13 protein-coding genes are annotated in these 12,496 nt (G+C 51.6%); 10 read left to right on the top strand and 3 right to left on the bottom strand.

The features are described from left to right. Positions 1-4: 4 nt before the first annotated feature. Together JXQ85_RS11905 and JXQ85_RS11910 are read left to right on the top strand one after the other, a co-directional pair. Complete coding sequence (locus tag JXQ85_RS11905; RefSeq protein ID WP_421749151.1) at positions 5-1,309, top strand: DUF898 family protein; 1,305 nt, start codon at positions 5-7, stop codon at positions 1,307-1,309. Continuing rightward, positions 1,306-2,445: a M48 family metallopeptidase gene (locus JXQ85_RS11910; protein WP_421749152.1), complete on the top strand. Its 1,140-nt coding sequence runs from the start codon at positions 1,306-1,308 to the stop codon at positions 2,443-2,445. The genes JXQ85_RS11905 and JXQ85_RS11910 overlap by 4 nt, the downstream gene beginning before the upstream one ends. Here the strand turns inward: JXQ85_RS11910 and JXQ85_RS11915 are convergent. Beyond that, positions 2,442-3,788 carry a cytochrome P450 gene (locus JXQ85_RS11915; protein WP_421749153.1) on the bottom strand — a complete coding sequence of 449 codons (1,347 nt, stop codon included), beginning with the start codon at positions 3,786-3,788 and terminating at the stop codon, positions 2,442-2,444. The two genes, JXQ85_RS11910 and JXQ85_RS11915, sit on opposite strands and share 4 nt — an antisense overlap. Positions 3,789-3,932: 144 nt before the next feature. Between JXQ85_RS11915 and JXQ85_RS11920 the strand changes: the two genes are divergently transcribed. Together JXQ85_RS11920 and tuf are read left to right on the top strand one after the other, a co-directional pair. Next, entirely contained in the window at positions 3,933-4,523 is a 591-nt protein-coding gene (locus JXQ85_RS11920) for a hypothetical protein (protein ID WP_421749154.1), read from the top strand. Positions 4,524-4,676: 153 nt separating this feature from the next. Beyond that, positions 4,677-5,852, top strand: a complete 1,176-nt coding sequence (tuf, locus tag JXQ85_RS11925) for an elongation factor Tu (protein WP_421749155.1) — start codon at positions 4,677-4,679, stop codon at positions 5,850-5,852. A gap of 63 nt (positions 5,853-5,915) precedes the next feature. Here tuf and JXQ85_RS11930 read toward each other — a convergent pair whose 3' ends face one another. After that, positions 5,916-6,359, bottom strand: a complete 444-nt coding sequence (locus JXQ85_RS11930; protein WP_421749156.1) for a winged helix-turn-helix transcriptional regulator — start codon at positions 6,357-6,359, stop codon at positions 5,916-5,918. Between the two features lie 37 nt (positions 6,360-6,396). On the opposite strand from JXQ85_RS11930, the gene gstA reads away from it, so the two are divergent. The 6 genes from gstA to JXQ85_RS11960 all read left to right on the top strand — a co-directional run bounded on the left by gstA (position 6,397) and on the right by JXQ85_RS11960 (position 12,042). Then, positions 6,397-7,005 (top strand): glutathione transferase GstA, encoded by a 609-nt coding sequence (gene gstA / locus JXQ85_RS11935; protein WP_421749157.1) that lies wholly within the window; start codon positions 6,397-6,399, stop codon positions 7,003-7,005. Next, the gene (locus JXQ85_RS11940; RefSeq protein ID WP_421749158.1) at positions 7,002-7,382 is read left to right on the top strand and encodes a nuclear transport factor 2 family protein; all 381 of its coding nucleotides are present in this window, start codon (positions 7,002-7,004) and stop codon (positions 7,380-7,382) included. The genes gstA and JXQ85_RS11940 overlap by 4 nt, the downstream gene beginning before the upstream one ends. A gap of 2 nt (positions 7,383-7,384) precedes the next feature. Then, positions 7,385-7,606, top strand: a complete 222-nt coding sequence (locus JXQ85_RS11945) for a tautomerase family protein (protein WP_421749159.1) — start codon at positions 7,385-7,387, stop codon at positions 7,604-7,606. Positions 7,607-8,016: 410 nt separating this feature from the next. Further along, entirely contained in the window at positions 8,017-8,505 is a 489-nt protein-coding gene (locus JXQ85_RS11950) for an HPP family protein (protein WP_421749160.1), read from the top strand. 26 nt (positions 8,506-8,531) lie between these two features. Further along, positions 8,532-9,908: an SLC13 family permease gene (locus JXQ85_RS11955; RefSeq protein WP_421749161.1), complete on the top strand. Its 1,377-nt coding sequence runs from the start codon at positions 8,532-8,534 to the stop codon at positions 9,906-9,908. 169 nt (positions 9,909-10,077) lie between these two features. After that, complete coding sequence (locus JXQ85_RS11960) at positions 10,078-12,042, top strand: bifunctional 2',3'-cyclic-nucleotide 2'-phosphodiesterase/3'-nucleotidase (RefSeq protein WP_421749162.1); 1,965 nt, start codon at positions 10,078-10,080, stop codon at positions 12,040-12,042. Between the two features lie 106 nt (positions 12,043-12,148). On the opposite strand, the gene JXQ85_RS11965 is transcribed toward JXQ85_RS11960, so the two are convergent. Then, positions 12,149-12,388 (bottom strand): hypothetical protein, encoded by a 240-nt coding sequence (locus tag JXQ85_RS11965; RefSeq protein WP_421749163.1) that lies wholly within the window; start codon positions 12,386-12,388, stop codon positions 12,149-12,151. Positions 12,389-12,496 lie beyond the last annotated feature (108 nt).

Below are 12,496 nucleotides of genomic sequence, written 5' to 3' on the forward strand. Positions count from 1 at the left end.
CGTCATGCAGGTCATGTCTTTGTGGGAGCTGAACAAACAGTCGGAAGCAGAACCGGTCAGAACCGAGTTTTCGGGTCGGCGGCGGCCTTTGCTTTGGATGGCCTTTCGCATGGGCATTCTGACAGTTTTCACCCTCGGGTTTTATCGGTTTTGGATGAAAACCCGATTGCGCCGCTGGTATTGGTCGGCTTGGCGTCCTGGTGGGCACCCTTTTGAATATGTAGGAGATCCTTGGGAAAAACTGTTGGGATTTTTAATCGCGGTTGTTTTCCTAGCCTTTTACATTGGCATCGTGAATTTGCTGCTGATGTTTGCCAGCTTTTCATTGTTTAATGGTAACTTCGCAGCTTACTTACTTAGTTTTCTCGGGGTCATCCCGCTTTGGTTTTATGCGCGCTATCGCGCCCGCCGATACGTTCTAGCGCGGACACGATGGCGGGGCATTCGCTTTGGGTTGGAGTCTGGTGCTTGGGGCTTTGTGGCACGTGCTCTATGGCACTGGTTTCTGACGATCATCACACTTGGGTTGTTATGGCCACGCAAGGCCTTTTATCTTGAGAAATACATCACGGATCGTACTTTTTATGGATCACAAAGGCTGCATCAGGGCGGGCGCTGGACGGCGTTATTTTGGTCATGGTTCCATGTTTGGGTTTCAGTTGCGATTTTGGCGGCCGTTTTTGTCGCTCTGACGTATGCAACAACCCAAACCCTCGGAAATTTGGAAGCGGCATTTGACGCGGGCGGCGATATCGATGCTCCTGAAGCCGATGCTTGGCTCATTTTGTGGGATGTCTTGCCGATATTGGTGGTCGTCGCACCCGTTTGGTGCCTTGTCGCTTTGATTAAATACAAGGTCAGACGCGTCCGGTATTTGACCTCATATAAAACGGCTGGTCAGGCTGCGCTTTCAATTGCGCCGCGGTTTTGGAAAGTCACTGGAATTTATTTTTGGGGCTATACCTTCGCCGGGCTTGTCTCGACGTTGATCCTGACTCCGGTTGCACTCGCTACGGCCGTCATCCTTGAAGCTGATGGTATTCCGGCTGATGACATAGAGCGAATGACCCTTGAAACATTGCCGCAACCGGTTTTGATCGCGCTTGCCATTGGGGCCTATTTCTTTCTGTTCCTCACTTGGTCGGCAATGATGCATGCATTCATACGGTTTCCATTGATGCGCCATTTTGCTTCAACTCTTACGATAAGAAATCTGGACACTTTGAATGACGTGCCTCAGCGCGCGCGCGATGAATTCGGCGAGGCCGAAGGTTTTGCGGAAGCGCTGGATGTTGGGGCTGCGATATGAGTGATCAGACTACAATCAGGGTTGGTGAACGTCCGACAGCCATCGGTGCTCTGGGCACATATTTTGATGGTCAAAGCGCGCGTCCCCATCCGGCACGCATACGAATTGAAGAGTCACGTCAGGCGCTGGTCATTGAATATGCCGGCACTCAAGTGCAATGGCCGCTGGCCGCAATTCGACGCCTGCGCGACCAAGCAGATCAAAGCGAATTGGTGTTGGCGCTCGCCAGCGACCCAACTGCGCGCCTCATCACGGATGAAATGCGACTGGCCAAACGGTGCCCGAACTTGGGACGCCGTCATTCGCATGTGAATCGCTCGAAAGTAGCGGCTTGGGCTTTTGGGGCAGTTGCGTCGGTTGCACTAATAATCTTTGTCTTAGTGCCTCTGATGGCTGATCAACTTGCCGAGTTTATCCCGCCAAAAGGGGAGCAGGCCCTAGGTGAGGCAACCTTAGGGCAAATTCGCACGGCATTGGATGAAACCGGCATTGGGGAATTGCCGATTTGTGACGATCCCGCCGGTCAGATGGCGCTGACGAAAATGGGTGCGCGTTTGCAAGACTATGCAGAGCTACCAGTCGAAATGACAGTTCATGTTCTGGATCATGACATGGTCAACGCATTTGCCTTGCCGGGCGGCCATATTGTCTTTTTCAAAGGGTTGATTGAAGCCGCTGATACGCCCGAAGAAGTAGCATCCGTTTTTGCCCACGAAATAGGTCACGTCGCCAGCCGCGATCCCACACGCCATGCGCTGCGATCAGCGGGATCTATTGGTGTGTTGGGGCTGCTATTCGGAGATTTTGCAGGTGGGGCGATGGTGTTGTTGCTTACGGAACGCTTGATCGAAGCACAGTATTCGCAAGCTGCTGAAATCGAAGCGGATGCCTTTGCTATGTCCATTATGGAGGCCGCTCAGATTGCCCCAGGTGCCTTAGGAGATATGTTTCAGAGGCTTTCGGATGAGCACGGTGACGCGGAGGGTGTGCATTCGCATTTCTTGAGTCACCCGACACTTTCGGCTCGTATTTTAGAGTCTTATGACTGGCAACGCGAAGCTGCCGCTCGTGGATTTCAAGCACAAGCGTTGCTGACGGATGAGGAGTGGCGAGATCTACAATCGATTTGCGATTAAACAAGATCTGCGTTGAGCCAAACACCCCCTTCGGGCCGTGTGGTTAGGATCATAACTGGCTCAGGATCTCGCCCTTCTATGGGCGTAAAGCGAAACCGACCAAGCAATGTCGCTAAAATGATTACAGCTTCTTGGATGGCAAAGCTGGCACCGATGCAAATCCGGGGGCCATCCCCGAAAGGTAAATATGCATACCGGTCAATGGCTTTTCGGTCGGAAAATCGCTCTGGATCAAATGCGTTGGGTTTATCCCACAACGCCTCACTTCGATGCAATGCATAGATCGGGATCATGACCGTATCCCCAGGTCGCACTTCACGTCCACAAAGCGTGTCATGCGTAAGAGCCGTCCGGGACACGATCCCAGCAGGGGGGTAAAGCCTTAAGGCCTCATCAATGATCATACGCACGTATGGGAGGTTTTCGACATCGGCAGCCGTTGCAGCTTGATCACCGCAAACTTTTTGAACTTCTGCGCGCGCTTTTTCCTGAACAGTTGGATCAAATGCACAAAGGTAAAGCGCCCAAGACAGGCTGAGGGCTGTGGTTTCATGACCTGCGACAATGAAGGTCAATAGATTGTCGCGCAGTTCAGCTGTGTTCATGCTGCGCTGCGTCTCAGGGTCTTCACCTGCCATCAATAGATCAAGCAGATCTGACACCTCCCGGAGGGGTCTCTTCCGTCGGGCTTCGATGGCTTGATCGGCAACGGATTTCATGTCGTTGACGGCCGAGCCAAAGAACAAGCGACCGGGCCGTGGGATCCAATCTGGAGCACCGATCATGTCCAGTACCGAAATCTTACCGGCTTCGGCAATATAGGCGTCGATCGCGGTGTGAACGGCATCAGCGTCAAATGCGCCTTCCCCGGAAAACGTGACATCTGCGATGACATCGAATGTGGTCCGGACCATCTCATCCATCAAATTCACCGCTGCCGGCGATTTACTTTTGATACGCTCACAGCATGCCTGTGCGGCTTCTGTCATGATTGGGGCAAGTGCTTGGACATTGCGATGTGAAAAAACAGGGGCAGCAGCCCGCCGCTGCCAACGCCAATCAGCGCCCTCTGCGATGAACATGCTATTGCCCACTGCTGGCTTTAAGAGGTTCTTGGTGGCTTTAGATTTGGGGTAGTCATCAAGTCGTTCTAATAGCATGTGACGGATAGCATCGGGATCCATCACCATATGCCAGCGCAAGCCTGTTTTGCCCGAGACCATGGGCTGCTTCACTGCAATGAGTGGTAAAATCTCCAGTAAATTCTGGCGCGCTGCACGCAGGCTGGCCCAAAGTCCAAGCGGTTGTGTCGCAAGTTTTGCGCGGACGGGGTGGTGATCCATGGCCTCTCCTTATGCCCTAAAGGTAAGGAAGCGTGGCGTAAAAGCCAGCGATCAGCGGAAAAACTCTAAGGGAAACAGCAATATTTGCACCATCTGCGGCCTTCGGCTATGCCATGGAAGCTCACGACCTAAGGACGACCCAAGATGACACGAATTTTTGCGCTGCTTGCCACTGTTTTTACGCTGACGGCCTGCGCGCAGGAAGGTGAATTGCCGGAGAAACTTGATCTGGGAGATTTCACACTCGGCCATAACATCGTGATTGCACCCGATCTAACAAAGGGCCCGACGTCTCGGAATGCGACGCCCGAAGAACTTACAGAGGCTGTGAAGGCTCAGTTGGACAAGCGTCTTGGTCGTTATGAAGGTGAACGACTTGTGCATCTCGGCGTGAATATTGGGGCCTATGTCTTGGCGCGCCCTGGGGTGCCATTGGTGTATACGCCGAAGTCAGCCCTTATTATGACTGTGACTGCTTGGGATGATCGGGCGGGTGGAAAATTCCATGACAAGCCCAAGCAGATTGTTGCTCTCGAGCAATTTGGCGGCACACCGATTCTTGGATCTGGGCACACCAAAACCCGTGAAGAGCAAATTGAGGCCCTTTCAATCAGCGCCGCGCGTCAAATCGAAAAATGGTTGGCTAAAAATGCGGAGTGCATGACTGAAAACCCAACAGAAGAAGCGCTGAAAAACTGCTGGAAAGACCAAGTTCCACAGCGATCTGACGAATAAGCCATTGCGCTGGCGCAACGCCGCCGAAAATTGCTGTTCACAATGCCTGAAGGGGTAAAGTCCCGCTTGATTTTTTGTCCACAAACCAATATCAGCCGCCCGGAAGATTAATTGGGCCATATTGAGGCCCCTAAACATAGAAGGCGCCTCGAGATGGCTAAGGAAAAGTTTGAGCGTTCCAAACCGCACTGCAACATCGGCACAATCGGCCACGTTGACCACGGTAAAACAACACTGACAGCAGCGATCACCAAGCAATACGGTGACTTCAAAGCGTACGACGAAATCGACGGCGCACCTGAAGAAAAAGCACGCGGCATCACCATCTCTACTGCACACGTAGAATACGAAACTGATGCACGTCACTATGCACACGTTGACTGCCCAGGCCACGCTGACTACGTGAAAAACATGATCACTGGTGCCGCTCAGATGGACGGCGCGATCCTGGTTGTGAACGCAGCTGACGGCCCAATGCCACAGACTCGTGAGCACATCCTGCTGGGCCGCCAGGTTGGCATCCCTGCGATGGTTGTTTTCATGAACAAAGTTGACCAAGTAGACGACGAAGAGCTGCTTGAGCTGGTCGAAATGGAAATCCGTGAACTGCTGACAGAATACGAATACCCAGGTGACGACATCCCAGTCATCGCGGGTTCTGCTCTGGCAGCTCTGGAAGACCGTGACGACAACATCGGTAAAGAGAAAATCGCTGAGCTGATGGCTGCAGTTGACGAGTACATCCCACAGCCACCACGCGCTGTTGATGAGCCGTTCCTGATGCCAATCGAAGACGTATTCTCGATCTCTGGTCGTGGTACAGTTGTGACTGGCCGTGTTGAGCGTGGCGTGATCAACGTTGGCGACGAAATCGAAATCGTTGGCATCAAAGACACATCCAAAACCACATGTACTGGTGTTGAAATGTTCCGCAAGCTGCTGGATTCCGGCGAAGCTGGCGACAACATCGGCGCACTGCTGCGCGGCGTTGACCGTGACGGTGTTGAGCGTGGTCAGGTTCTGTGTAAGCCAGGTTCCGTTCAGCCACACACAAAGTTCGAAGCAGAAGCATATATTCTGACTAAAGAAGAAGGTGGTCGTCACACCCCATTCTTCGCGAACTACCGTCCACAGTTCTACTTCCGTACAACTGACGTGACCGGTACTGTAAACCTGCCAGCAGGTACAGAAATGGTTATGCCAGGCGACAACCTGAAATTCGACGTTGAGCTGATCGCGCCTATCGCGATGGAGCAAGGTCTGCGCTTCGCGATCCGCGAAGGTGGCCGCACCGTTGGTTCCGGTGTTGTGTCCAAAATCACTGAGTAATTCCTGACTTCGTCAGAAATTACGAAAGGGCGTCCTTCGGGGCGCCCTTTTGCGTTCGAAAGGCTAGGCAGCTTTGCTGCGTTTCGCTTTTAACCTGTGTCCGACTTGCACAATAGCATCTAGAGCAGGGAGCAACTCAGCCCCCAACTCGGTGAGCTCGTATTCCGTTGATGGCGGCGATGTCCGTCTGACATGTCGTGTTAAGACGCCTTTCTCTTCAAGTTCGCTTAATCTTGCAGAGAGCACCTTTGCTGAGATCGGCGGAATATCAGCGCGCAGCTCGCTAAACCGGCGTGAACCGGCCCTCAATGACCAAATGACATTTGGTGCCCAGGCACCTGAAATCACGGCCATGCATTCCGTCAACATGCACGGCTTTGGTGGCTTGAGGCTTTTATTTTTTCGCATTTTTAAAGCCATATCGTAGATACCAAGTTTCTTTAGAGTAACCCATAATTGATGGTTTCTAGTGGTAACTAGGTTGCGCATGGAAATGCAAGTTGTCATCTCGGTTTTGTCACGAAATGAAACAAGGAAAATGACAATGAAACTTTTCTATAAACCCGGTGCCTGCTCTATGGCGAGCCACATCGCATTGCACGAAATTGACGCTGACTTTGAAATTGATGAGGTCGATACAGCAGCGGGCGTCACCACCAACGGTGAGGATTTTGGCCTAGTTAACCCAAAGGGCTATGTGCCTGCGCTACGGTTTGAAGATGGAATGGTTTTGACTGAGGGACCGGCAATTTTGCAGCATTTGGCAGATAGTGACGCAACACAGAGCCTGACATTTCCAGCAGGCTCTCGCGATAGAGCACAGATGTTGTCACAGCTAACCTTTGTGTCTTCTGAATTGCATAAAGCTTTTAATCCGCTTTTTACGGATTCAACGACCGATGCAGAAGCCGAAGCCGCTCGAGCCGCTGTGGGACGCAAATTTGATGTTGTCGAGCAAGAACTGAAGCAGGGGCAGGAATTTCTTGGGGCCAAGTTTACCATCGCTGACGCCTACCTGTTTGTTGTAAGCAACTGGGCTAATTTTACAGGGATCTCCCTATCGAATTGGCCAAAACTTCAAGCCTTTGTTGCACGGATCGCTGCGCGACCTGCAGTTCAACGCGCTATGAAGGCGGAAGGTTTGATCGCATGACACCCAAAGATTACACTGAAGTTCTTTCCCTAATGGCTGATTACTTCAAGGGCCTTTATCACGCAGATAGCAGCGTCCTGCGAGAGGTGTTTCACCCAAAACTCGCTTACGTCTGTGCAACAGATGGCGATGAGCTCTATTTGGATTTGGAAACCTATATGGCGCGTATCGATCAAAGAGTATCACCGTCCGTAAAAGGGGATGCCCGCAACGACCGCATTCAAAGCATAGCGTTCGCAGGACAGAGATTGGCGCATGTAAAAGTACGGATGACGTTGATGGGGCGCGACTACGCGGATGAGCTGACATTGGTTCGCGATAACAATGCATGGCGCATTGTGACCAAAGTGTTTTCTTATGTCCCGGCGGAGGCGTAACGATGCCCTATGTGAACATCAAAGTAACCAAAGAAGGTGGCCCTGAAGGCACCGGTCCAAGTTCCGATGAAAAAGCAAAACTGATTGCGGGTGTTTCAAATTTGCTAGAACAGGTTCTCGGCAAAGACCCATCAACGACATTTGTCGTGATCGACGAAGTCGCGATGGAAGATTGGGGAATTGGTGGATTGCCAGTTTTGGATTTCCGAAGCCAATCAAGTTAGTATTCGACTACGCGAAGTCCTAAAGGGGCAGGCTGTAGCTCTGCTTCTTTGGGATCCGGCCTTTTGGGCGCAAGCTACTATCTACAACATTTGTTATTGCACCGCCTCGCAAGATTTCTTGAGACTCATTTGAACCAATTCGTTGTCAATTTTGGCTTTCAGGGTTGCTTCATTGCCTAGCACCAGGCGGGGGCCTTGCAATAGTGCCCCTCAATGAGAATAAAAAGGCTCATTAATCGTGTGATTTGCATGAATTAGTGAATAATTTTCTGCAGCTGCGAAATAAGCCGCTTGTGCATCTAGTAACTACAAATAATGAGACTAGAAGGGCGTCAGTATTCTTGGGTATCGCTTAGAGCTTGCTCTTCATTTGCTCAGAATCCACCGCAAACGCTTACAAAGGAAATCACATGGTTCTGACTTGCCAGGACGTCATGGTTTCACCTGACCGCCAACTCACCGTGACACCAGATACGAGTGTCCTTGATGCCTTCAACCTCTTCAAAAAGCACCGTGCCCGCTTTCTTCCTGTCGTGGATGCTAAAGGGGTTTATCTCGGTGTCTTTACCGCACCAACGCTGCTGAAGCTTTTGCTGCCCCGTGCAGCAACCATCGGCATGAATTCAGAAGCTACACGGGTGCCGATTGGCAGCCTCGGCTTCATGAGCCTGACGACGGAAGACTTCAAATCTCAATTGGAAACACTGAAAGATGAAACTGTGCGCGACAACATGTCGAGCCCCGTGAACATCCCAGTGGTTGCACCGTCGACGCCGATCATGGAAGGCATCTTCCTCTATTATAAATACAAACGTCACGTGGTTCTGGTGGATCCAGACACCGGTCGTTTCGTTGGTACCGTCAGCAGCAACTCGTTGCTTGATAACGCCCTCGGCTAACGCTTACTCCCTATTCGGACTTTCAAATGTCTCAAAATTCTCATGCGCATGGCGCATCTTCACATGGAGATGCGTTCTCCTTGCCTGAATTGCTGGGTATCGATCCACTTTGGGTCGCGACTGGCATTCTGATCCTGACCTATGCTGTCTTGATCACCGAAAAAGTGAACCGCGCTATTCTCGCGATGCTGGGCGCGTCTCTGATGGTGCTCTTTGGAATAATCAACCAAGCGCAAGCGGTTGCTGGCGTGGATGCCAACACGCTGGCCCTGTTGATCGGCATGATGGTGATTGTCGGGATCACGTCAAAAAGTGGCCTCTTTCAATACGTTGCGATTGTGTCGGCGAAGTGGGTTAAGGCCAATCCAACCGGTATTCTCATTATGCTGACCCTGATCACAGCGGTCTTCTCGGCGCTGTTGGATAACGTGACGACCGTTCTTCTGATTGCACCGATTACGCTGTTGATAACGGATGCGTTGGAAACCAAGGTCTTTCCGTTTTTCTTGGCGGAAATCTTGGCCTCAAATGTCGGGGGCACCGCAACTCTGATTGGCGATCCGCCAAACATCATTATTGGTTCTGCGGCGGACCTATCGTTTATGCAGTTCGTTTATAACCTCGCGCCTATTTCAGCGATCTGTTTGGTAGTGCTGACGGTGATTATCTATTTCATGAACCGCAAAGCACTGGCGCGTATTCCGCAATCCGCGCAGGACCGCATCATGCAGTTCAACGAAAAAGAAGCGATCACAGATCATGTTCTGTTGGTGAAATCCCTGTCGGTTCTAACGTTGACGCTTATTGGTTTCACAGCAGGCCACGGCTACGGTATTCCGCCCGGCACCTCTGCGCTGGCTGGGGCAGGCCTGCTGATGTTATTGGCCTATGGCCATCAAAAAGGCGAAGAGCAATCTGAATCCGTACACCATATCTTTGCCGAAGTGGAGTGGATCACAATCTTCTTCTTTGGCGGTTTGTTTGTCATCGTCGCTGGTGTGGAAAACGTCGGCTTGCTGGAATTTTTTGGCCAAAAGGTTCTGGAATTTACCGAAGGTGACATGCGTATGACCGCGCTGCTGATCTTCTGGGCGTCAGGAATTCTATCTGCGATTTTGGACAATATTCCGTTTGTCGCCACTATGATCCCATTGATTGAATCTACAGCTGATTCATTTGGTGGTCCTGACGCGATTGAGCCGCTCTGGTGGTCACTTGCCTTGGGTGCTTGTCTGGGTGGCAACGGTACGCTTTTGGGCGCCAGCGCGAACCTGACGGTTGCTGCATTTGCCGAGAAAGCTAAGCAGCCCATCGGGTTCCTAAAGTTCATGATGTACGCTTTCCCAATCATGTTGCTGACGCTTGCAATGGCACATGTTTATATTGACTGGCGGTATTTCTAAGGCCTCTTTAAATGGCAACGAAAAGGCACTCCAATTGGGGTGCCTTTTTTTGTTTTAGCGACGTTTCGCTTGCAAATGAGGATTGCAAAACTGTCACGTGTTTTTAAAAATAGTTTCGTCTAAAGTTGGTTTTTTACTCAAAAGTCAAAAACAACAACGGGGTCCCCTCATGACTATTAAATTTTCCCGTCGCGGTTTTCTTGGCACCACTGCTGGTGCTGGTTTCATCGCATTACACCCATTCTCCGCACATGCCTCTTCTACGCAGGCGCACCTGCGGATTATGGAGACGACTGATCTCCACGTGCATGTCTTCCCATACGATTATTATGCGGACAAAGAGCGGGAAACTGTTGGCCTTGCTCGTACAGCTGCCATCGTAAAAGAGATCCGCGCTGAGGCGACCAACTCTTTGCTGGTCGACAATGGTGACTTCTTGCAGGGTAACCCGATGGGCGACTACATCGCCTATGAGCGCGGTATGAAAGAGGGTGATATGCACCCGGTTATCGCGGCTATGAATGCAGTCGGCTTCGAGGCGTCGACATTGGGCAACCACGAATTTAACTACGGTCTCGACTTTCTGATGAAGTCCCTCGATGGTGCGGATTTCCCAGTGATTTCTGCCAACGTCGTTAAGGAGATGGGATCTGATCCGACCAAAGATACTACTTTGATTAAGCCTTATGTCATCGTTGATAAAGAGATCGTCGATGGAGCAGGTCTGAAGCACACTATCAAAGTGGGAATGATCGGCTTTGTGCCTCCGCAGATCATGAATTGGGATCGCCGTCATCTAGAAGGCAAGGTTCAAGCACGTGACATTATCGCGACCGCAAAAGCCTATGTGCCTCAGATGAAGGAAGAGGGGGCAGACATTATCATCGCGCTGTCCCACTCAGGTATCGGCGGCGCGGAAGCGGTCGACGGTATGGAAAACGCATCTGTCCCTCTGGCGCGTATTCCAGGCATTGATGCGATCGTGACTGGTCACCACCACCGCGTATTCCCATCCAAAGACTATGACTCTGTTGCCGGTGTCGATGTCGCGAAAGGCACGATCGAAGGCGTTCCTGCCGCTATGGGCGGCTTCTGGGGTTCTCACCTTGGTTTGATCGATCTGATGATCGAACGTTCTGGCAACGAATGGAAGGTTGTGGGTCACACCTCTGAGGCGCGTCCGATCTCCAAACGCAACGAAGATCGCTCGATAACTGCGCTGGTTGATAGCGAGCAATACGTTCTGGACGCTGTGCAAACAGACCATGATGAAACACTGGCCTATGTGCGTCGCGCGGTTGGTAAAACCGACGCACCGTTGCACAGCTATTTTGCTCTGGTTGCGGATGATCCTTCCGTTCAGATCGTGTCCATCGCGCAAAGCTGGTACATCAAGGAAATGATGCAGGGCACCGAATACGAAGGCTTGCCAATCCTGTCTGCAGCCGCTCCGTTCAAGGCAGGGGGCCGTGGAGGTCCGGAGTACTACACCGATGTGGCTAAGGGTGACGTAGCGATCAAAAATGTCTCTGACCTTTACCTCTATCCAAACACTGCGCGTGCGGTGCTGGTGACGGGGCAAGAGGTTAAAAACTGGCTTGAGCGTTCTGCCGGTATCTTCAACCAGGTGGAATCCGGCAAAGCTGATCAGGTTCTGCTGAACCCAGCCTTCCCATCTTACAACTTCGATGTGATGGATGGTGTGACTTATGAGATTGATCTGTCCCAACCATCGATGTTTGATCCAAAGGGCAATCTGATCAACCCTGACGCAAACCGCATTGTGAACCTGATGTATGACGGCAAGCCGCTGGACTTGGAGCAGAAGTTCGTCATTGCGACCAACAACTACCGCGCATCTGGCGGTGGTAAATTCCCAGGTGCTCTGGGTGATACCATCATCTTTGAAGGCCCGGATACAAACCGCGATGTGATCGTGCGCTATATTGTTGATCAGGGGACCATCAGCCCAGCGGCGGATGCCAACTGGAAGTTCGCACCTCTGCCGGGCACCTCTGTTCTGTTTGACACAGGTCCAAAGGCATCGGGATATGCGGGTGACGTGAAGGGTGTGAAAATTGCGCCTGCGGGTGAAGGGCCAGACGGCTTCGCGCGCTTCCGCATCGATCTGTAAGGTTACTGATCTGAAAACTATGAAAGGCGGCCCTTAGGGCCGCCTTTTTCAATGGGACCCGCGCTAACTTGGGAGAAGAGAAAGCGCGGGTTATTGGCAAGTCATATTAGTTCAGGTGCTTCAGGAGCGAACGAACTTGCGCTTGAGTCTGAACGAAGCTGTCATCGCCATCGTCGTTGATTGCGTTTACGATGTGCGCGATTGCTGCGTCAGAGTAGCCGGACAGGTCTGCTTCAGGAGCGAATTGCTTGATTGTGCCTTCGTATGCGGAAGCTGCGCCCATTGCGGAAGCTGCGCCAGTCAGAACAACAAGAGCGGCTGCGGAAGTTGCGATAATACGTTTCATAGTGATTTTCCTTTTAAGTCGGTTTTAGTCTTGGGGAGGTCTTAGTTCAGGTGCTTCAGCAGCGAATGAACTTGCGCTTGAGTCTGAACGAAGCTGTCATCGCCATCG

The sequence above is a fragment of the Cognatishimia sp. genome, from assembly GCF_049116455.1.
Lineage (GTDB): Bacteria > Pseudomonadota > Alphaproteobacteria > Rhodobacterales > Rhodobacteraceae > Cognatishimia.

What these genes read in the sequence shown, in the direction of transcription:
- JXQ85_RS11905 (WP_421749151.1), top strand. Translation starts at nt 5, where the DNA reads ATGCAGGTCATGTCTTTGTGGGAGCTGAACAAACAGTCGGAAGCAGAA.
- JXQ85_RS11910 (WP_421749152.1), top strand. Translation starts at nt 1,306, where the DNA reads ATGAGTGATCAGACTACAATCAGGGTTGGTGAACGTCCGACAGCCATC.
- JXQ85_RS11915 (WP_421749153.1), bottom strand. Translation starts at nt 3,788, where the DNA reads ATGGATCACCACCCCGTCCGCGCAAAACTTGCGACACAACCGCTTGGA.
- JXQ85_RS11920 (WP_421749154.1), top strand. Translation starts at nt 3,933, where the DNA reads ATGACACGAATTTTTGCGCTGCTTGCCACTGTTTTTACGCTGACGGCC.
- tuf (WP_421749155.1), top strand. Translation starts at nt 4,677, where the DNA reads ATGGCTAAGGAAAAGTTTGAGCGTTCCAAACCGCACTGCAACATCGGC.
- JXQ85_RS11930 (WP_421749156.1), bottom strand. Translation starts at nt 6,359, where the DNA reads ATGACAACTTGCATTTCCATGCGCAACCTAGTTACCACTAGAAACCAT.
- gstA (WP_421749157.1), top strand. Translation starts at nt 6,397, where the DNA reads ATGAAACTTTTCTATAAACCCGGTGCCTGCTCTATGGCGAGCCACATC.
- JXQ85_RS11940 (WP_421749158.1), top strand. Translation starts at nt 7,002, where the DNA reads ATGACACCCAAAGATTACACTGAAGTTCTTTCCCTAATGGCTGATTAC.
- JXQ85_RS11945 (WP_421749159.1), top strand. Translation starts at nt 7,385, where the DNA reads ATGCCCTATGTGAACATCAAAGTAACCAAAGAAGGTGGCCCTGAAGGC.
- JXQ85_RS11950 (WP_421749160.1), top strand. Translation starts at nt 8,017, where the DNA reads ATGGTTCTGACTTGCCAGGACGTCATGGTTTCACCTGACCGCCAACTC.
- JXQ85_RS11955 (WP_421749161.1), top strand. Translation starts at nt 8,532, where the DNA reads ATGTCTCAAAATTCTCATGCGCATGGCGCATCTTCACATGGAGATGCG.
- JXQ85_RS11960 (WP_421749162.1), top strand. Translation starts at nt 10,078, where the DNA reads ATGACTATTAAATTTTCCCGTCGCGGTTTTCTTGGCACCACTGCTGGT.
- JXQ85_RS11965 (WP_421749163.1), bottom strand. Translation starts at nt 12,388, where the DNA reads ATGAAACGTATTATCGCAACTTCCGCAGCCGCTCTTGTTGTTCTGACT.